Annotated in this window: 17 protein-coding genes and 1 pseudogene; 12 read left to right on the forward strand and 6 right to left on the reverse strand. The window is 61.7% G+C overall.

What is annotated here, in order from left to right; genetic code table 11:
* Positions 1-358: pseudogene (locus WCA85_RS24860) on the forward strand (MFS transporter); the annotation flags it as partial.
* Positions 359-464: 106 nt separating this feature from the next.
* Here WCA85_RS24860 and WCA85_RS24865 read toward each other — a convergent pair.
* Positions 465-1,469, reverse strand: coding sequence for a cupin-like domain-containing protein (locus WCA85_RS24865; protein WP_424067511.1), 1,005 nt, complete (start codon positions 1,467-1,469; stop codon positions 465-467).
* Between the two features lie 140 nt (positions 1,470-1,609).
* The gene (locus WCA85_RS24870) at positions 1,610-2,755 is read right to left on the reverse strand and encodes a branched-chain amino acid ABC transporter substrate-binding protein (protein WP_424067512.1); all 1,146 of its coding nucleotides are present in this window, start codon (positions 2,753-2,755) and stop codon (positions 1,610-1,612) included.
* 580 nt (positions 2,756-3,335) lie between these two features.
* Here WCA85_RS24870 and WCA85_RS24875 point away from each other — a divergent pair.
* Positions 3,336-4,034, forward strand: coding sequence for a dienelactone hydrolase family protein (locus WCA85_RS24875; protein ID WP_424067513.1), 699 nt, complete (start codon positions 3,336-3,338; stop codon positions 4,032-4,034).
* Positions 4,035-4,217: 183 nt separating this feature from the next.
* Positions 4,218-5,708, forward strand: a complete 1,491-nt coding sequence (locus WCA85_RS24880) for an amidase (RefSeq protein WP_424067514.1) — start codon at positions 4,218-4,220, stop codon at positions 5,706-5,708.
* A gap of 69 nt (positions 5,709-5,777) precedes the next feature.
* Here the strand turns inward: WCA85_RS24880 and WCA85_RS24885 are convergent, their stop codons facing one another.
* The 3 genes from WCA85_RS24885 to WCA85_RS24895 form a co-directional block, all read right to left on the reverse strand.
* Positions 5,778-6,089: a high-potential iron-sulfur protein gene (locus WCA85_RS24885; protein ID WP_424067515.1), complete on the reverse strand. Its 312-nt coding sequence runs from the start codon at positions 6,087-6,089 to the stop codon at positions 5,778-5,780.
* A 212-nt stretch (positions 6,090-6,301) separates the two neighbouring features.
* Complete coding sequence (locus WCA85_RS24890) at positions 6,302-7,408, reverse strand: NAD(P)/FAD-dependent oxidoreductase (RefSeq protein ID WP_424067516.1); 1,107 nt, start codon at positions 7,406-7,408, stop codon at positions 6,302-6,304.
* A gap of 360 nt (positions 7,409-7,768) precedes the next feature.
* On the reverse strand, positions 7,769-8,746 hold the full coding sequence (locus tag WCA85_RS24895; RefSeq protein WP_424067517.1) for an AAA family ATPase: 978 nt from the start codon (positions 8,744-8,746) through the stop codon (positions 7,769-7,771).
* A 328-nt stretch (positions 8,747-9,074) separates the two neighbouring features.
* Between WCA85_RS24895 and WCA85_RS24900 the strand changes: the two genes are divergently transcribed.
* Both WCA85_RS24900 and WCA85_RS24905 read left to right on the forward strand, forming a co-directional pair.
* Positions 9,075-9,566, forward strand: coding sequence for a hypothetical protein (locus WCA85_RS24900; protein ID WP_424067518.1), 492 nt, complete (start codon positions 9,075-9,077; stop codon positions 9,564-9,566).
* A gap of 28 nt (positions 9,567-9,594) precedes the next feature.
* The gene (locus WCA85_RS24905) at positions 9,595-10,392 is read left to right on the forward strand and encodes an endonuclease/exonuclease/phosphatase family protein (RefSeq protein WP_424067519.1); all 798 of its coding nucleotides are present in this window, start codon (positions 9,595-9,597) and stop codon (positions 10,390-10,392) included.
* Positions 10,393-10,410: 18 nt separating this feature from the next.
* Here the strand turns inward: WCA85_RS24905 and WCA85_RS24910 are convergent, their stop codons facing one another.
* Positions 10,411-11,379, reverse strand: a complete 969-nt coding sequence (locus WCA85_RS24910; protein ID WP_424067520.1) for an aldose 1-epimerase — start codon at positions 11,377-11,379, stop codon at positions 10,411-10,413.
* Between the two features lie 383 nt (positions 11,380-11,762).
* Here WCA85_RS24910 and WCA85_RS24915 point away from each other — a divergent pair, with 383 nt between their 5' ends.
* The 7 genes from WCA85_RS24915 to WCA85_RS24945 all read left to right on the forward strand — a co-directional run.
* Positions 11,763-12,815 carry a LacI family DNA-binding transcriptional regulator gene (locus WCA85_RS24915; protein WP_424067526.1) on the forward strand — a complete coding sequence of 351 codons (1,053 nt, stop codon included), beginning with the start codon at positions 11,763-11,765 and terminating at the stop codon, positions 12,813-12,815.
* 120 nt (positions 12,816-12,935) lie between these two features.
* Complete coding sequence (locus WCA85_RS24920; RefSeq protein WP_424067521.1) at positions 12,936-13,958, forward strand: ABC transporter substrate-binding protein; 1,023 nt, start codon at positions 12,936-12,938, stop codon at positions 13,956-13,958.
* 329 nt (positions 13,959-14,287) lie between these two features.
* Positions 14,288-15,913: a sugar ABC transporter ATP-binding protein gene (locus tag WCA85_RS24925; protein WP_424067527.1), complete on the forward strand. Its 1,626-nt coding sequence runs from the start codon at positions 14,288-14,290 to the stop codon at positions 15,911-15,913.
* On the forward strand, positions 15,903-16,943 hold the full coding sequence (locus WCA85_RS24930) for an ABC transporter permease (protein WP_424067522.1): 1,041 nt from the start codon (positions 15,903-15,905) through the stop codon (positions 16,941-16,943). The genes WCA85_RS24925 and WCA85_RS24930 overlap by 11 nt, the downstream gene beginning before the upstream one ends.
* Positions 16,944-17,000: 57 nt before the next feature.
* The gene (locus WCA85_RS24935) at positions 17,001-17,960 is read left to right on the forward strand and encodes an ABC transporter permease (protein ID WP_424067523.1); all 960 of its coding nucleotides are present in this window, start codon (positions 17,001-17,003) and stop codon (positions 17,958-17,960) included.
* 523 nt (positions 17,961-18,483) lie between these two features.
* Positions 18,484-19,254, forward strand: coding sequence for a ferredoxin--NADP reductase (locus WCA85_RS24940; protein WP_424067524.1), 771 nt, complete (start codon positions 18,484-18,486; stop codon positions 19,252-19,254).
* A 528-nt stretch (positions 19,255-19,782) separates the two neighbouring features.
* The coding region (locus WCA85_RS24945) for a sensor histidine kinase (RefSeq protein WP_424067525.1) at positions 19,783-20,548 on the forward strand (766 nt) is incomplete at its 3' end.

Genomic DNA, 20,548 nt, shown 5'->3' on the forward strand with positions numbered 1-20,548 from the left:
CTTTGGCGCGCCGCAACTGGTGATGGCGAGCGCGTCCCTCGCCTTCGCCGGGATGATTGGCGCATTGCTGCTGCCCTATTCGGTCGCTGCGATGACCGGTTTCACGTTGATGGGCCTCGGCCTCGCCAACATGATGCCGGTGCTGTTCGCAGCCGCCGCTCGGGTCCAAGGCATCCACGCGGCCGAAGGGCTTGCGCACGTTGCCGGTCTTGCCTACTTCGGGCTGCTGCTCGGACCTGTGATCATCGGCGGGGTGGCGCAGGTGACGAGCTTGCCGATCGGGCTGTCGGTGGTCGCCGTGTGCGCGGCTTTGATCGCGTTCGCTGGGCCGAAGGTGTTGCGTCGTTTAAGGATCTGATCTGCTCTGATCGGGTCCGGCGCGGCAGGGGAATCGGCGGCGCGCGGTATAGCAGGAAACATCACACGGCTCGTTACGTTACACACCGGCCATCCACTCGAAATGGCTACACTTCGTGATACGTATCGTAGCCATCATGGAAATCGTTGCGGGCGAGGAAGTTCGTATAAGTCATCGTCACAGACGCTTCGAGACCTTCGACGTAATGCCACCAGCCAATCGGCAGAAACAGCAGTTCACCAGGTTCCAGCGTGCATTCGATCAGGTTCGCCAACTGCATGGCCGGAAATCGCGTGAGATCGACCGCATGGCCATCCACCTGCGAATAACAATGCAGGAAGTTATAAACGCGCGGCGTATCCGACATTGGGATCAGTTTGATCCGCTTGCGCCCGATCACCTGAGCCATGAAGTTGTTGGTCAGGTCATGGTGAAACGGTGTCCGTGTTCCCGCTGGGCCAAACCAGAAGAAACCAGTATCGGGTGAATCAGCGTTCAGATACTCGCTGATGGTCGGCGCATCCGCCCACAGTGCAGCAAGCGAGGCACGATTCTGTGACGTGTTGTTCGCCGTCATATAAAAGTCGTTCGTGACGCCACTGTGTTCGACGAGATCGACGTACTCGCGAAACGACATGAGTCGTTTCAGGTTCGGCTGGTTAATCTCGTAGTTCGGATCGGAGTCGCGGCCGAACTGCACTTCGACTTCGCAATCGCCGCAACGCGCGCGAAAGTAATCGAAGCTCCATAGCGAGCGCGCCGGCCACGAATCAAATGCACCGGTGACAATCACCGGTCGGTTCTGAAAGTAGTACTGCTCAAAGAACTCATCGCGCGACAAACACTCGCGGCGTTCGACTGTAGCGCCGTTGACGCGCATGCGACCAAGCGCACCGTACACCGACAAGGTCCAGTCACGCTTGCGCAAACGATTGCGAAGGCGCGCACCACCTTGAATGTAGGGACTTGCGAGCGCAGTATTGATTTCGAGCGCCGCTTCGTCCGCATTGAAACCATGGTCGATGAGTGCCGCATGCAGTGCAGGTGGCGGCGCGCCCAAGAGGATATTTTCCGCTATCCAGCGACGCCAGTCGTCGATTGATCGGGTCACGGTTGTCTCCCCTTACGATTCGTCCGATTGATAGCGTCTCATGCAAGAACCCAAAAGAAAAGGCGCACGTTCCGGAAGAACGCGCGCCTTAAACATTCAGCAGACGGCAGGCGAAAAGCCCACCGTCGTGCGGCAAACACTTACATCTTGACCACGTCCAGCAGGGTCTTCTTGCCACCCTTGTAGTCATACAGCGAGATCACGCCGTGCTGCAGGTCGCCGTGCGAATCGAACGTCGTTTCGCCAATCACGCCCTTGTAGTCGGTCGCCGGCATTGCTGCCAGGATCTTCGCCGGATCCGTCGAGTTTGCACGCTTCATGGCGTCGACGATGATGTACACAGCGTCATACGTGAACGGAGCGTAGATCTGGATCGGTTGGCCGAAACGCTTTTCGTACTTCGCTTCGAACGCCTTGCCGCCAGCCATCTTCTCGAGCGCCATACCGGCTTCCGAGCAGACGATATTGTCGGTTGCGTCGCCAGCCAGGTCGGACAGCTTGTCGGTACACACGCCGTCACCCGCCAGAACCTTCGCGCGCAGGCCAAGTTGCTTGGCTTGCTTGGCGAACGGGCCGCCGGTTGCGTCCATGCCGCCGTACATGATCGCGTCAGGGTTTTCGCCCTTGATCTTCGTCAGAATGGCGCGGAAGTCGACAGCCTTGTCGTTAGTCGCGTCATGCGACATCACGTTCATGCCGAGCGTCTTCGCGGTCTTCTCGAATTCGTTTGCCAGACCTTGGCCGTAAGCGGTCGAGTCGTCGACGATCGCGACGCTCTTCACCTTCAGATCCTTGGCTGCGTAGTTAGCCAGTGCCGGGCCTTGTTGCGCATCGGTTGCCACAACGCGGTAGGTCGTCTTGAAACCCTGCTGCGTGTAAGCCGGGTTCGTTGCCGACGGCGAGATCTGCACGATGCCTGCATCGCTATAGATCTTCGAAGCCGGAATCGACGTGCCCGAGTTCAAGTGACCGACCACTGCAACGACCTTGTCGTCAACCAGCTTCTGCGCGACTTGAGTTGCCGTACGCGGGTCAGCTGCGTCGTCTTGTGCGTCGAGTTGCAGCGTGATTTTCTGGCCGCCAATCGTCAGACCCTTGGCGTTGATTTCTTCAATGGCCAGACGAGCGCCGTTTTCGTTGTCTTTACCCAGGTGAGCAATACCGCCGGTAAGCGGTGCGACGTGGCCGATCTTGACGACCTCGTCCGCCACCGCGCCCGTTGCCATCGACGCAAACAACATGGCCGCAGCGCTGATCGGCAACAGCTTTTGAATCTTGATGTTCATGTAAGTCTCCAGTTTCGGTCCCAAAAACAACGTAATCGCCCTGTGCCCCGCTTCCTTCTCGTGTCGAACAATCCCGTGGACGACCACGCCGGTTGCATCGTTTATGCACTTGGCCGTACGTGAACCAGCCTGTTTATGGCAGACGGCCATGCGTACTTGCGCGCAAGTGTAGGCTATCAAATTAATTTGTGGGATTTTTTTGAGTAAGTGGGATCAACACCAATAGCGTTTATCCCACAAGGCCGAATGTCAATCAGGTACATGCCCTGCAAAGCGAGTGCTCATGCGGGTTTCCGCTATGCGCGTATTGTTTCGTGAGGTCCGTCTAAAGGTCTTACCCGCCCATTCCGATAATGGTCTGAATGCGCATTGAGCACAGCAAACCTTTGCCTTTCCCGCGACGTGCGGCAAGCCGAGCTGTCTTAACCACTGCGACCATGGCTGCGGCCACACGGCAGTCAGGGATGCGCGTCCCTGCACCGCTCGCGGACTCGCTGCAAGGCGTTTCTTTTAGTGGCAAACTGGGCGCCCGCTGCGGGCATTGCCCGCAGGCAACAACCGCTATATGAAGGAGAGCGACGTGAGCGTGACTTCCCGATGGATCGACATTCCGGCCGGCAATGACAGTTTCGAGGGTTACCTCGCACTGCCCAAAGGCGGCAAAGGCCCGGCCGTTATCATCATTCAGGAAATCTTCGGTGTGAATAGCCACATCCGCGCGGTTGCGGATCAGTACGCGCAGGATGGTTACGTGGCGCTCGCGCCGGACATTTTCTGGCGCACTCAACCGCGCGTCGAACTGACTTATGCCGGCGCTGATCGTGACAAGGGCATCGAAATCCTGCAGAAGACTGACGTGGGCCTCGCCGTCAGCGATATCAGCGCTACCGCGGCCGTGCTGCGCGCCATGCCGGAAGTAACCGGCAAGGTTGCGGCGATCGGCTACTGCTTCGGCGGCCGGCTCGCTTATCTGACAGCAGCGCAAGGCACGATCGACCTCGGCGTGAGCTACTACGGCGGCGGCATCCAGAATCTGCTCGATCAGGCCGACAAAATCAAGGTGCCGATGCAGTTCCACTACGGCGAACTCGACCACGGCATTCCGATGGACGCGGTCGGCCAGGTGCAGGAACGTTTCGCTGGCCGTGGCGATGCCGAGTTCCACATCTATCCGAACGCCGATCACGGCTTCAACTGCACCGACCGCGCGTCGTACAACCAGCATGCTGCTGCGCTGGCACACGGTCGTACACTCGTGTTCCTCGGCGAACGTCTGTAAACGATTCCGTCTGAGCGGTTAAGCTGTAGGCGCGGCGCGCGGTTGATTGCGTGCCGCGTGCCTTCCCCAGCAAATGCATAGCAGATAAAACGCCGCGAATCGCGGTATGCGCCGCGGGTGCGCTCTGCGCGCCGCCGCCTGCACTGTCTAAAACTAACTATTGTCCAAGCGGGGCTATCCGGCGTGCTATCCGACTATCTTGCCCATGACGCAATTGGCCTCGCCAATCTGGTCCGCACGCGTGAAGCCAGCGCACGTGAACTGCTGGACATCGCCATCGCGCGCGCCGAAGCCACCAATCCTGCCATCAACGCGATCATCCTCAAGGATTACGAAGCCGCGCGCCAACGCGCATCGCGTGATGATTCGCACGAACTCGGAGACGGTCCACTGGCGGGTGTGCCGTACCTGATCAAGGACCTCGGCGCACCGGTAGCGGGCCTGCCCATGTCGATGGGCAGCCGCCACTACCGCCATTTCGTGCCAAAGGAAGACGCGCCAGTCGTCACGCTGGCGAGAGCCGCCGGCCTGAACATCTTCGGCAAGACGAGCACCTCCGAACTGGGCCAGATGCCCTATACCGAACCCGAACTGTTTGGCGCGTGCCGCAATCCGTGGAGCCTCGACCACACACCAGGCGGTTCGAGCGGCGGTGCAGCCGCTGCGGTCGCTGCGGGCATCGTCCCGCTCGCACATGCGTCGGACGGCGGTGGCTCGATCCGCATTCCAGCCTCTTGCTGCGGTCTGTTTGGCCTCAAGCCATCGCGCGGACGCGTTCCGGGAATGCAGCCACCGAGCGTCGGCGAACTCGCTGTCGATCATGCGGTCTCGCGCAGTGTGCGTGACAGCGCACTGCTGCTCGACTTCATGACGGGGCAAACGCAACAGACACCTCTCGGCGCACCCGGGACTTTTCTCGGCATGCTGAACGATCCGTGCAAGCCATTGCACATCGCCTATGTGACCGAGCCGATGCTGGCGCCCACTTTATCGCCCGACGCACGCGCCGCGCTCGACGATGCGGCGCAACTCGCGCAGTCGCTTGGGCATCACGTTGAGCCGGTCTCGCTGGGGATTGATTTCGAATCGCTGCGGCATGCGTTCCTGATGCTCGCCTCAGTGACGGCGCGCGATATGGTGCTGAACGCGGAATCCATCACCGGACGCAAACCCGTACGCGACGAGTTTGAGATCGCTACCTGGGCGATGGCGCAGATTGGCCGCAAACTCGGTGAGCGCGCCTTGCCTGCCGCGCTTGAAGAACAGCGTCGTATCACCGTCAGGCTCACCGATCTGCTGTCACGTTACGACGTGATCCTGTGCGCGACGCTTGCGGCCGCACCCATCAAAATCGGTGAGATGCAACCGAGTGCGAACGAACGCTTGCAGATGCGAGCGGTCAGCGCGATGCCCATCGAACCGCTGTTGCGAAAAATGCTTGCGGAAGCCGCCGACAAAGCATTCGCGTGGGCCGGTTGCACAGAGCTTTTCAACCTGAGCGGACAACCGGCGATGTCCGTGCCGCTTTACTGGAATGCGCGCGGCTTACCGGTTGGTGTGCAATTCGCGGCCCGCGAGGGCGGCGAAGCCACCCTGTTCCGCTTGGCCGCGCAACTGGAAGCGGCCCGCCCGTGGTTTGCAAAACGACCACCCTTGATACCAGCGCGTCTGTGATTCATCTATGCCACGCAGACCGCGCCGGCAGATTCTGGCAAGGCCGCTAGCGCGGCCCGCACAGCGATCTCAGGCCTTCTTGTTGTAGGCGCTGCACCAACCCTTGGCGGACACCTGCTTGCCGCCGAACATCGGACAGCCGCCCCACGGGTCGGCGCCCTTGCCCTGATAGAAGCTGCAATTGCCGCAGTCCTGACCGGCGGCGTACTTGGCGTACTTGGCCTTATCGACCTGAGTGGCGTCCTGTTTGTAGCCGAGCGCCTGGGCGGTCGGATCGGTTTCGGTGACTTTGGGTGCGTCGGCGAATGCCTGGCGCGACAAGGCGAGCGTCGACGCGACGCCGATGCTCGTAATCAGGAACGTACGACGGGATGATTTCATGGGGACTCACTCCATTTTGTATTGAACTGATCGCCGTTCTAACGACAGCGGTTCGCCAAGGATAGCAATGAAGCCGTCGCGCGTGACAACCCAAATGATAGAGATAAGAGAATGACTAATTCGATGCAGCTGCGCTCCGGCTGTCGCGGGGTCGACCTGGAAAGCGGCAAGGGCCGGGCGTAGCCGGCCTCATTTCTGCCGCCTCGCGGCTACTAGACCCGCCCCACCTGTTCGCAAGCCCGCTGCGCGATGGCCAGGCACGCCGTCAAACCTGGCGACTCGATGCCGAACAGATTGACGAGGCCGCGAACGCCGTGAGCGGCTGGCCCCTGAATCACGAAATCGGCAGCCGGTTCACCGGGCCCCGAGAGCTTCGGCCGAATACCGGCGTAGGCCGGCTGCAGGGCACCGTCGGGTAGCGCGGGCCAATAGGCGCGAATCGCCGCATAGAAGGATTCGGCGCGACGCGGATCGACGTCATAGTTGATCGCATCGACCCACTCGACGTCCGGACCGAAGCGCGCCTGGCCGCCGAGGTCGATCGTTAGATGCACGCCGAGACCCGCCTCATTCGGCATCGGATAGATCAGGCGGCTAAACGGCGCTCGCCCGGAAATGCTGAAGTAGTTGCCGCGCGCAAGATAAAGCGGCGGCACATGACGCGCGTCGAGCCCGCGAATCTTGCGCGCCAGCGCATTGGCCTGCAGGCCCGCACTGTTGATCACACAGGCTGCGCTGATCGTGGTGGGCGCCGCCCCACCCACTTTCACCACGAAACGCCCGTTGCTCGATTCGATCGCTTCAACCGGCGCATGAAAAGCACACACCGCACCATCGCGTTCGGCGTCGCCTTGAATGGCCAGCATCAATTGGTGACTGTCGACAATTCCCGTGCGCGGCGAAAACACAGCCTCCACACATTCCAGCGCGGGTTCGAGCGCGGTCGCCTCCGAGCCGCTGATTCGCATCAGGTCGAGCACGCCGTTTTCTTTGCCGCGCGCCATGATGCTTTCGAGTTGCGGAATCTGGTTGCGTGAGGTCGCGACGAGCAGCTTGCCGCAACGCGAATGCGGCACACCATGCGCCTCGCAATACTCATATAGCATCTCGCGGCCGCGCACACACAAGGCCGCCTTGAGCGAGCCGCGTGGATAGTAGAGTCCTGCGTGAACGACTTCGCTATTGCGCGAACTGGTGCCTACGCCGATTGCTTCGGCCGCTTCCAGCACAATCACTTCGTGCCCACGGGCGGCAAGGGCGCGCGCTATCGCAAGGCCCACCACACCGGCGCCGACTACTACACATTCGATCTGATCCATGTCCCTTGACGCGGCCGACCACACCGCGCGCTGCCTCGTCCATCTGCTGAAGATGAAGACAGCATGCGGCCGCTACGCGCCGCATACCGCTCGTTGTCGAACGCATCCGTCACACAGGACAAATTGCACGACGCAGTACAGAAACGAATGCCCGCAGTCGCAGCGATTGCGGGCATCGGTTGATGTGTCTGGGTCAAATGCCTGGGTCGGATTTCTATGCATGACGGGATTAGTGTACGCCGTCAGGGATGCGTACGCTCGCCTCTTCCGAAAAACCGGCCGCAAAAGCTGCGGATGCGGCCGGTTCGTTTCGCTTGCAGTTCGAAACGCAATTGCACTAACGTACGGCCACGCCTACGCTCAAAAACCAATCGGCTTGCGTCGACTGCCGTAATCCAGCCGGATATCGTCCGCGCCGATCCAGTCGCGGCCATGGATGCGCGCCGCACCGAAGCCATTCAGGATTGCACGCCGCATTTCGCGTGGTGACGCAGGCTTCAGCGCATCCAGTGCCGCCTCGCCCAACTCAACAGGAAAACGCAATCCCCACGCGTGCGTCGAGCGGATTTCATCGTAGATCGATTGGGCAATCCGGCGTGCGCCCGCGTGATCCGGCGGCGGGATTTCGTACACATTCATCCGGTTCAGGATCGGCTCGGGAATCGCACGTTCGTCGTTGGCGGTAGCAATCCAGATGACATGGCCTGCGTTGATCGGAATCTCGGCGAATTCGTCGATGAAGGTCTGCGCCGTATCGTGCTCCAGCAATGCATAGAGCGCGCCGAGCGGATCGTATTGCGAATCGCCCGTTGCCTTGTCGATCTCATCGACGGCGATCACCGGATTCGCGTAGCTGCCATGCACCAGCGCATCGAATACCTTGCCCGGTTTGGCATTTTTCCATTGCGACGAGGCGCCCGAGAGAATCCAGCCGGCGGTCAGCGAACTCATCGCTATGTAGTGGTACGAAGTGCCCAGCAAGCGCGCGAGATGCTTCGCAAAATGCGTCTTGCCGATGCCCGGATCGCCGAGCAGCAGAATCGGCATCAATTCGAGCCGATCCTCGGTTTCGAGACATAGTGCGACCTGCTTGCGCACATCGTCTAGCGGCTCGCTGAAGTTGGGCAGCGCATCCACCAGATCGTCGATGGATGGCATCCGGTTGGGCTTCACGCAAAAACGCAGATTGCCCACCTTCAGCATTTTTTCGTAGGTGGTGCGCAGCGCGTCGTTCGCGCCTTCGCCAAGATCGTTCAGCGCGGTTTCGACCCGATCGAGGTCGTAGACTTTACTGAACGACGCCACCGCGATTTCCTGTTTGACCATTGCTGTTGTCATGACTCACCCCGTCGTGCTGGTCCTGCGGCTACGGCGCCGATCAGGCGCCGTTTCAGTTTCAGTGTATCGATGCAATATTCGGACGCAAGCGAGCAGCCGAGCGGGTCTGCTGCTAACACTGACTGTCACGCCACGGGTTGAACGACACCACTTCCGTCACCATCTGAAATGGATTGTTGCTGAACCTGACCCCCGCTACGGTGTCAGAAAGAGGCTGCGACCATCAGGCGTAAGATGGGCGGCTGATATCCCGCCAGGGCCGAGCCAAAATCCAGACAGGATTCTGGCCGCAGAACGCGAGGTACAAGGCAACGGAGAGCGATCAAACATGTGGAAAACCAGTCTAGTCGCCGTACTGTTGGGGACATCGTTATGTGCTCTGGCACAACAACCCGCTGCCCAGCAAGTCGTCAATTGGAAGCTGCAGGTGGTGCGGGACGGCCAGCAGATCGACACGTTCGACGGCAGCACGACCGTCGGCCAGGCGCGTACCGATACGCATCATCACGTGGTGCAGCACAATGTCGGCTGTAAGGATGCGCCTGGCGGAAGTATTGACCTGTCACGTACGGTGACGGTCTCACCGCTGCAAGCCGACGCAAATTCGGTCACGCTAGCCATCGACGCGCAGGAAACGCTTGAAGACGACTCCGCGCAGCAAACCGACACCGGTTGCAAGCTGCCCCCGCAGCCCCGCCAGGTCGCGGCGAACCACCCAGGGTTGAAAGTGCCGGCGGGCCAATGGGTCACCTGGCAGATCATCGACAAGAATCCGAATCTTGTGTACCGGGTCCAGGCGAGCCTTGCCAACAATCCCTGACATCAACGAAAACCGTGGACAACGCGGCATGCGAAACCCAGAAGAACTTATCCGCGAGAGCGTGCAGCCGAAAGATTTCATCGCCGTGAGCTGGAATCTGCACAAAGGCCGTACGCCGCTTGGCTTCGAGGCCTGGCAGGCAATGCAGCGCTGGGTTGAATCCACTCACGCCGACGCCTACTTCCTGCAGGAGGCGATGGCGCGACGCATGCCGTCGCCTATGCTATCCGGCGGCTTCGGCGCGCCGCTGCACGATTCGCTGGACGACGTCTGGCATTGCCAGGCCACCGAAATTGCCCGCTCGCTGGAGATGCAGATTGCGCTCGGGCCTAACGTGTTTAAACCTTCGTGGCGGCACGGTAATGCGATTCTCTCGCCGCATCCGCTTGATCTCAGCGGACGCTGGGACATCTCCGCCCACCGCTTCGAGAAGCGCGGACTGCTGGTGGCGCGGGCCACCTTCGCGGGGCATTCGGTCACGCTTCTGTGCGCGCACCTGGCGCTGACGCGCGCCGCCCGTCTACGGCAGATGAACTGGATTGCTCACTGGATTGCGAAAGAAGCGCCTGAAGGCCCGCTCGTGTTGGCCGGCGATTTCAACGACTGGCGTAATGACTCGGTGCCGCTCTTCGGCGAGCACGGTTTGTATGAAGTAGCCACGCTGCTCGGCGAATCCGGGCGAACGTTTCCGGCATTTTCGCCGGCGCTCGCGCTCGACAAGATGTTCGTGCGCGGCATGAGGCCGGTGGAATGGATCCAGCCGGCGCAGGAAACTGCATGGCTGTCGGATCATTTGCCGTATATGGCGCGTTTGCGGGTCGATTAGGGCGTTTTGAGCTGAACGTCAGACCCGCTGCGGCGTCCAGTTCACTGTCGCAGACATCTCTTCATCCGGCATCAACACGCATCCGCCGACGTGTTCACGCGCGTCATTGGCATTGAAGCAATCCGTCGTGTTGCTCACCGGTTCGACGCACAACAGCGCGTCGCTAGCGGGTGCAAACACCACCATGTGATCGAACGGCGTCTGCGCGGTCATCGTAAGTTGCCGCCCTTCGTCCGGCCATGCAATCGTCGCGTGACGCGACCAGCCGGCAAAATTGTTGTCCAGGTCGTACGCGTCGGCGGACATGCCGGTGCGCAATGCGTCGACTGCGGGATGCGAGCCGAGATGGGTGGGCAGCACTTCACTATCGGCATGCCACATGCCCTGAACCTGCGCGTATACACGGGTTTGCCCGGTACGCGGGTAGTACGGGTGATGGCCCATGCCGAACGGCATCGGCGCGTCGTCCAGGTTGTGGGCGGACAAGGTCACGCGCAGCGCGTCGCCGGCCAGTTCGATCCTTTGCCGCGCGCTATATCGAAACGGCCAGTCCCCGCGTGCCTGCGGATCCGGCACATGCTCGAAATGCAACTCCACTGAATTCGCCGTGCGGGCGCCGACCTGCCACGGACGCCTCCACGCATGTCCATGCAGCGCGTGCGCGAACCGGTTGCCATCGTCGGCGAGGTCGATGAGACGGCCTTCGAATTCAAAGCGCGCATCGCGAATCCGGTTGCAATAAGGCAGCAGAGGAAAGCTCGCCATACGTAATGGATCGCGTTCAGCCAGTGCGGCATCAGTGGCGGGCCTCAACCAGTGCACCGGACCCGCCGCGCTCACCTCGTAGTACGCGGCGATCGCGCCGCCTACTTGCGGTGCAACGAGCACGCGCATGTTGCCGCTCGCCAGCGCGATCAAATCGGGATCGTGGAGCGCAAACGCGTCTGCTGAGGCTGGCCGGATCGGGTTCAAGGAGACATCGCGCATGGTGAGAATAAAAAAGGCCGCCTACGGGTAGGGCAGCAGGGCTCGAGACAGCGCTCACGAGAGCCGCGCCGCGCGTTTTGCGCACGGGTGCCGCCCCGATGTGCTGACGCCGTCGCGCCAACGCCACCTGCGGACCAACATGGCCCGCGCGACCGAGAATCGCACGGCAACGCGCTCAGGTCAATATTATTAGTAATAATTCAGTCAAGAAACAGGCGATAGCGGAACCTTGCCGCAAGTCCCACATGACGGGTTTGCGCGCGTTGCCGCGGAGATATTATTAGTGGTACCGTCAGAAGGATCATGCTAACGGCATCCTGTGCTTTTGCCGCCGCTGCAGCGCGGCTCGAACAATGAAAAAATCAACTCAACGTCGCCCTACGATGACAGACATCGCCAAGCTCACTGGCGTGTCGCAATCGACGGTCTCGCTTGTCCTGAACAACGCGACTGGCGCGAAGTTCTCGGAGACCACCCGCAACAAAGTCCTCAAGGCCGCGCATGATCTCGGCTACCGGCTATCGCCGCGCGAGCCGGTGCTCGCCTCCCAGGACGAGCGCAACCTGATCGTCTACCTGGCCGACGAAATCTCGACCAGCCCACACCCGGTCGTCAACGTGGATGGCGCACGCGATGCCGCCTACGCCAGCGGCAAGATGCTGGCGGTGTACTCGACTCACGGCAACGCGGACATCGAGCAACAGGTGCTCGATACCACGCTGTCCAATCCGCACGTGTTTGGCGTGATCTACGCGACCGTCTACACACGCAAGGTGACGCTGCCTGCCGCGCTGTCGCGCGTGCCGACGGTGCTGCTCAACTGCTACACCAGCGAAGGCGGCCAGTCGTCCGTGGTGCCGGCAGAAGTGGCCGGCGGCCACATTGCCACGGAGTACCTGTTGAACTCGGGGCACCGGCGGATCGGCTATATCAACGGCGAGCCGTGGCAGGACGCCTCGAAAGACCGCCTCAAGGGCTATCGCACCGCGCTCGCCACCGCCGATCTGCCGTTCGCCCCCGAACTGGTGCGCGACGGCGACTGGAGTTCGGGCCTCGGCTTCGAGCAGACGCTCTCGCTGATGCGTGAGCCCAACCCGCCGACCGCGATTTTCTGCGCCAACGACCTGACCGCCCTCGGCGCGATCGAAGCCATCAAGCAGCTCGGCCTGCGGGTCCCCGAAGACGTCTCGGTGCTCGGCTACGACGACCAGGAAATCGCCCGTCACACCCACCCGGCGCTGTCCACCGTCGTGCTGCCGAACTATGAACTGGGCCGCTGGGCCGTCGAAACGCTGCTGCAAGAAGAACAGAACCGCGCGGCGGGAGCGCCGGTGCGCCATCGCATGGTGAAACTGGACGGACCGCTCGTCGAACGTGCGTCAGTGAGGGTAATTACCGAGGCAAAACAGCCCATAATTAATATTATTAGTGATTGACCGATAATAATTCTGAATGGAATAATCGGCACGTCGGGTCACAGGGCGCTGAAGTGCCGACCGGCAGTAGAAACACTAAAAAGCAAAGCAAACACACCTCACTAGGTACTGGAGGAAGACATGGCATCGCTCAAACGGCAATTGCGCGGGCAACGGGTCGGTCGGCTGACCGCAACCCCGCTGGCTGCATCACTTGTGGCATTGGCACTCGGTTTTGGCGTCGCAACGGCTCACGCCGACGATGCGTTGCCGAAGATACCCAACAAGACCCCGCTGAAGGTCGGCTTCGCGCAGACCGAAAGCAACAATCCGTGGCGTCTCGCGGAAACCAAGAGCATGAAAGACACCGCCGCAAAGTGCGGCTGGCAGTTGGTCGTCACCGACGCCAACGGCTCGAACTCGAAGCAGGTCTCGGACATCCAGAACATGATCGCGCAGCACGTCGATCTGCTGGTGTTCCCGCCGCGTGAAGAAAAGCCGCTCTCGCCGGTCGTGCTGCAAGCCAAGAAAGCTGGCATCCCGGTGATTCTGGTCGACCGTGACGTCGATCACTCGGTAGCCAAGCCGGGCCAGGATTACATCACCTTCATCGGCTCCGACTTTATCAACCAGGGTCAGCGCGCCGCTGACTGGCTGGTGAAAGCCACCAACGGCAAGGCCAAGATCATCGAGCTCGAAGGCACGACGGGCGCCTCCGCGGCCAACGATCGCAAGAAGGGCTTCGACGACGTGATCGCCAAACATCCGGACATGCAGATCATTGCCTCGCAGGACGGCGATTTCTCGCGCGACAAGGGCCGTCAGGTGATGGAAACCTTGCTGCAGGCACATCCGGACGTGACCGCCGTCTACGCGCATAACGACGAAATGGCACTGGGGGCAATCGCCGCTATCAAGGCGGCCGGCAAGCAGCCGGGCAAGGATATCCAGATCGTGACGATCGACGGCACCAAGGGCGGTATGGATGCCATCGCCGCCGGCGAACTGGGCGCAAGCGTGCAGTCGAGCCCGTTCTTCGGCCCGCTCGCCTGCGACGTCGCACAGAAATACGCGAAGGGCGAGAAGATCCCGACGTGGGTGAAGGTGTCCGACCGCTTCTACGACAAGAGCAACGTGCAGCAAAGCATGCAGTACGGCTATTGACGCGAGCTGATCGCCGACAGGCTTGAGGGGTGCCGCACCTGAAGACCGGGCGTCCGCGCAGTGTGCGGACGTCCAGCTAGTCAGGCTTTTGGGGGCGCGCCTCGCCGGAAGTCCCCCGCCCTGAAGCTGGTCCCTTTCGGGACGGGAAGACGAGAAGGGTTCGAAGCGACGCGTCCGTGCCACGACGGGCCGTCGCTTCGCTTTGTCTTGGGACTACCATGAGGTGATGTCGCGCGGAGCCGCAGCCGCGGGTCGCCCGCCACGGGCCCGCCCGCAGCCGGTCGCACCGCAGCCGGCCGCCAGCATTCTGCAGCAGGAGAACAGACGTGATGCAATCCGGCAGCCCAACGCCGCCCTCTTCCAGCGCTGAGCGCCCCGCGCTGCTGGAGATGCAGGACATCCAGATCAGCTTCGGCGGCACGCCCGCGTTACGCAACGCGAATCTGAGCGTCGCAGCAGGCGAAGTACACGCCCTGATCGGCCAGAACGGCGCTGGCAAATCCACCATGATCAAGATCCTCACCGGGGCTTACCGGCGAGGCGGTGGTAGCGTGCGTTTCGAAGGCCGCGAGATCGATTTCCGCACGCCGAAGGAAGCGCGTGAAGCCGGGATCAGCACGATCTACCAGGAGATCAACCTGGTGCCGTTCCGCTCGGTGGCGGAGAACATTTATCTGGGCCGCGAGCCGCGCCGCTTTGGTCTGATCGACTGGCGCACGGTGCAGAACCGTGCAGCCGCGTTGCTCGAATCGTTCGGTTTGCAGATCGATGTAAAAAAGCCCGTGCGCAGCTATTCGACCGCGATCCAGCAGATGGTGGCGCTGGCGCGCGCGGTCTCCTCCGACGCCAAGATGGTGATCATGGACGAATCCACTTCGTCGCTCGACGAGCGCGAAGTCGAGTTGCTGTTCAACGTGGTCCGCAAGCTGCGCGACGATGGCCGCGCGGTGATCTTCGTCTCGCATCGGCTCGACGAACTCTATGCATTGTGTGACCGCGTCACCGTGATGCGCGACGGCCAGACTGTCGCCCAGAGTTCGATGGCCGAGATGGACAAGCTGCAACTCGTTACGACGATGCTCGGCCGCACGCTTGCCGCCGTCGTACAGGACGATAGCGACGCGCGCGAGGCCCATCTCGCGCATCGCGGCGCACAGGTGATCGCGGCAACGGGCTTGAGCGCACATCCCAAGGTGAACGATGTTTCGCTGGCGGTACATGCTGGCGAAGCGGTTGGCCTCGCCGGCCTGCTCGGCTCCGGTCGCACGGAAACCATGCGGCTGATGTTCGGTGCCGATCCGCTCGAACGGGGCACGCTGTCAGTGGGCGGCGAAACGGTCGCGCTGAAGTCGCCGCAGGATGCGATCGCGCGCGGCCTCGCATATCTCACCGAAGACCGCAAGGGCGACGGCATCGTCCCCGAACTGTCGGTGCGTGACAACCTCACGCTCGTGTGTCTGCGCACGCTCTCCAAACACGGCATCGTGGATGTGAAGAAGCAGCAGGCCATCGTGGACCGCTTTATCGCGTCGCTCGGCATCAAGCTGCGCTCGGCGGATCAGCCAATTCGCGAACTGTCCGGCGGCAACCAGCAGAAGGTGCTGCTCGCGCGCTGGCTGGCGGCTGAACCTTCACTGCTGCTGCTAGACGAACCGACCCGCGGCATCGACGTGGGCGCCAAAGCCGACGTCGCCAAGATCGTGCGCGAACTGCGCGACAACGGACTCGCGGTGCTGCTGTCCGCCTCGGAACTGGAAGAACTGACTGCGGTGGCGGATCGCGCCGTGGTGATTCGCGACGGCCGGACGGTCGCCGAACTGAATGGTGCTGAAATGAGCGAGACCGCCATCATGGACGCCATCGCATACGGCAGCGATGGTTCTTCGCAAATTGCGGAAGCGGTCCAGACCGCCCACATCGAAGACGCGCTGGAGGGCGACCGTCATGACGCTTAAGTCCTTGCGCAACGACGCGACCACGCCGATCCCCGCGAGCGTGTCTTCCGCACCATCCGCAGCATCCGCACCATCCGCACCATCCGACGCCGCAGCGAAGAAGCGCCATCGCATCACGATCCAGCGCGAAGTCATCGTGCTGCTGGCGATGCTGGTGTTCAACTTGCTATTCACGCAGCACTTCTGGTCGCTGCAGACCTTCAACGTCAACATGACCCAGGTGGTGACGATCGTGATCGTCGGCATCGGCATGACGCTGGTCGTGGCGACGGGGGGTATCGACCTGTCCGTGGGCGCGTCGATGGCGATTTCCGGCGCGCTGGCGCCGATGCTGTTCATGAACATCCCCGGCCCGGGCGGGATTGCGCTCGCCTTTGTGCTGCCGGTGATTGCCGCAGCCGCCTGTGGCGTATTCAACGGCTTGCTGGTGACGAAGCTCTCCGTGCAACCGATTGTCGCGACGTTAGTGCTCTTCATCGCCGGGCGCGGCATTGCCCAGGTAGTGACAGACGGCAGCCTGCAAGCATTCGACAACCCCGCCTTCCAGTGGATCGCCCTCGGCAAGGTGGGCGGCGTGCCCTTCCAGGTGCTGCTGATGCTCCTGCTGGTCGGATTGTTCGTGTGGGTCGTACGCAAGACGCTGTTCGGTCAGTACCTGCTGATCACCGGCGGCAACGAGAAGGCTGCGTATCTATGCGGTGTGCCGACCGCCCGCGTTAAGCTGATCGCCTACACCCTCTGCGCCGCGCTTGCCGGTCTTGCTGGCCTGATTTCGATCTCGGTGAATTCGTCATCAGATGCGAACGTGGTGGGCCTCGGTATCGAGCTGGATGCGATCGCGGCGGTCGCGGTTGGCGGCACTGCACTGACTGGCGGCAAGGCGTACATCGGCGGCACGCTGATCGGCGCGCTGATTATCCAGTTGCTGCGCTACACGCTGCTCGCCCACGGCATTCCCGATGCGGCTGCGCTGGTCGTCAAGGCGGCGATCATCGTAGCGGCCGTGTGGGTGCAACGGCGCTCGCGCTAATCCACACCTGCTGAAAAGCCTCATACCCGCGCCCTCAAAGACTCCGGACTCGACGCGATGAAAAAGAATCTCCCCATCCTGCTCGCGCTCGCCGCACTCGTCGTGCTCGGGCTCGTGCGCTACGACCACTTCGGCTCGGCGTACAACATCAATTCGTTCTGGCGCTACAACTCGATGTTCGCGCTGATTTCGGTCGGCATGGCCTTCGTGATCATTACCGGCGGCATTGATCTGTCAGTGGGCACCGTGGCCGCGATGTCGAGCGTGGTGGCCGCGCTTGCCAGCAACTATGGCGGATGGGTGGCGGTTCTCGCGGGCACGATGGCCGGACTGCTGGTCGGCGTGCTCAACGGGCTGATCATCACGCGCCTGAAGATCCTGCCTTTCATCACGACGCTGGCGACCAGTCTGGGCGCGCACGGCGTCGGGCTGCTGCTGGGCAAGAACGACGCCGTGTCGATCGCCGCCAATTCAAACTTTGGCACCTTCGGCCAGGGCGATCTGTTCGGCCTGCCGATTCCTGGCATCGTCGCCGTCGTGGCGGCGCTCGCAGGCTGGCTCGCGCTGCGCAGCACGCGGTTTGGGCGGCATTCGCTGGCCATTGGCGGAAGCGAGGAAGCGGCCCGGTTGATGGGCTTGAATGTCGACCGCACGCTGGTGACCGCCTACGCCGTGAGCGGCCTGCTGGCCGGCATGGCGGGCGTGATTCTGGCGGCCCAGTTCGGCGCGGGGCAGCCTAACGAAGGGGTCGGCTGGGAACTGTTCGCAATCTCGGCGGTAGTGCTGGGCGGCACGCTGCTGACCGGCGGCGAGGGTTCAATCGCCATGACGATTGCCGGCGTGCTGCTGCTCGGACTGGTCTTCAACCTGCTCAACTTTGAGAACGGTCTTGGCTTCATCAGCCTGTCGGCGTACTGGCAGTCGGTGATTCGCGGCGTGTTCCTGCTGCTGGTCATCGTGATGCAGGCGCGCGTCCTCAAGCAGCGTGGGCGCAAACGGACCGCGCTCGCCGGATGACTTGCCGCGTGGAGGGTAGCGTCGCAACAACGCAGCGTTTCCCGACGAGACAGCGTGCCGCTGCAGCCATTCGCGCCATTTCACGCCCCATTTGAGCCCATTTCGATGCTTTTCCGCCTGCTTTTGCCAGCCTCGACAGCAGGGTCAATGCTGCGCTGCGCGACGGGTTTCGGTATCATCCCGAAATAGTTGCCAAGGCGCGCGCCTATAGGTGCGCGGCTAAAGCCAAGGCTGGCGGTCGCTCCGCGCGATTTCGGCCATCGCCGTACTACTGCTGAACCCCAGCCGTACCCCCGCTGACGTGCCTCGTTGCGTGCATTCCGACGCGAAAGCCGCAAGTCCGGCACCCGCTTGAGCTCGCTTGACTTGCCGTGCCGCCACCCTCCACGGGCAGGCGCGGTAAAATAGCGGATTGCGCATCAATTTCCCCAGTAGCCGATTTGCGGGGTAGCGCAGCATCGCCCTTGCCGTGCCGGCCGGCTATTCGTCTGGCCGTCTTTGTTCTCGCACCATCCAAGAAGCCATGAGCAACCTGAATCAACAAACCGTCCTGAGCGTCCATCACTGGACCGATACGCTTTTCAGCTTCACTTGCACGCGCGACCCGTCATTTCGCTTCGAAAACGGCCAGTTCACGATGGTGGGCCTGGAAGTCGACGGCAAGCCGCTGATCCGCGCCTACAGTCTCGCGAGCGCGAACTACGAAGAGCACCTTGAATTCCTGAGCATCAAGGTTCAGGACGGCCCGCTCACGTCGCGCCTGCAGCATTTGAAGGTGGGTGACCAGGTTCTGATCGGCAAGAAGCCGGTCGGCACGCTGATGGCTGACAACCTGCTGCCGGGCAAGACCCTGTGGCTGTTGTCCACGGGCACGGGCCTCGCGCCGTTCATGTCCATCATCAAGGATCCGGAGATTTACGACCGTTACGAGCGAGTGGTGCTCACGCACACCTGCCGTTTCGTCGATGAACTGGCGTACAAGGAATACATCACGGACCACCTGCCGGCGCACGAGCACCTGGGCGAACTGGTTCAGGAAAAGCTCCTGTACTACCCCACCGTCACACGTGAAGCTTTCCAGAACCGCGGCCGGATTACCGAGCTGATCGAAACTGAAAAGCTCTTCGCCGACCTCGGCGTGCCGGGTTTCTCCTTGGAAAACGACCGTGTCATGCTGTGCGGCAGCCCGCACATGCTGCGCGACACGCGCAAGCTGCTCGACGACGCGGGCTTCCAGGAAGGCAGCAACAACTCGCCTGGCCACTACGTCGTCGAAAAGGCGTTCGTGGGTTAAGCGGCGGGAGCTGCTAGCGGCGCTCGCCGCCGTGGTTGCAGTGCATCAGGAGAACCGGAGCCTTCGCGCTCCGGTTTTGCTTTTTGGGGCGCCAAAATCGAGGCCCTACGCCGCTTCTCCTGCGACTCCAAGCCCACTATGTGAGAACCAGATGATCAGCAGCACCCCGTTACAAATTTGACCTTACTCCTACACCTCGAGTGTCAGCATTTTTCCTACAAGCAGGCCGAATATGACATGTCAACCTTTGCATCAAAAACCCTCGCTAAGTCGCGCCATAACTGCATTTTTTCTTTTTTTTAAGATATTATCGCGCCCCATGAACGGTTGATTTTGCCCTCACCAGGGAAAGATCCAATTTGTTACTGAATGTAAATTTCGTTACGCTCAGACGTAGCGATTGTCCGTCGTGCGGGGATGGGTGGCGGACACATCGGGAGGCTTGAGAGTTCGTATGCGTTCCGTCGTATTTGCGCCGCCAAGGCGCGCCCGGTTTGCTGTGAAGCTAGCTTCCTGAGCGGGATAGTCATGGATATGTCCGTCGTCGTACCGATCAACACACATATCGCAGCCTCCGCCACACGCGATGAACGCGGCGCACAAACACCTGCAGACGCGGCGCTAGACGCCTGTGTCAGCCTCGCCCCGGCGACAATCTCCGCCTCGCAACCCACATCGTTTCAACCGCAAGATACGCAAGCCAGCGAAGCCAACGCCGCTGAGCTTGAACTCGCCCGTCTGCGGGCGCGCGTACGCGAACTGTCATCCGCGCTCATCGAGGCACAGGAAGCAGCCTGCCAGCACCTCGCACGCGAGTTGCACGACAGCGTAGGTGCGGAGTTGACCGCGACGCACTTTGCCCTCGCCAACGTCGAAACCTGGTTGCCCGCCGACGCGCCGCCGCAATGCGCGGTCGCGTTGAAAGTGGCCAGCCGCTCGCTCAACATGGTGTGTGAGGCCACCCGCCGCGCGGTTGCAGACCTGCATGCACCATCGCTCGAAGGCGGTATTGTCAGCGCGCTTTCGCAATGGACGGGCGATTTCGCCGCTCGCACGCAGTTGCGCACGAGCTTCGTCTGCGCCGCCGATGTACGCCTCACGCGCCTGCCCGCTGATGCCGCGCTTGCCGTGTTCCGCGTCGCTCAGGAAGCGCTGAACAATATCGCCAAACACGCCCGTGCAGGCGCCGCGGATGTCCGGCTTGAAGCCAACCGCCGTCACCTGACGCTAGTCGTCAGCGACGACGGCGAAGGCCTCGCCCCGCGCGTCCCCGCGCGGGACGGTCACTTTGGCC

The organism is Paraburkholderia sp. (assembly GCF_049581445.1).
Classification (GTDB): domain Bacteria; phylum Pseudomonadota; class Gammaproteobacteria; order Burkholderiales; family Burkholderiaceae; genus Paraburkholderia.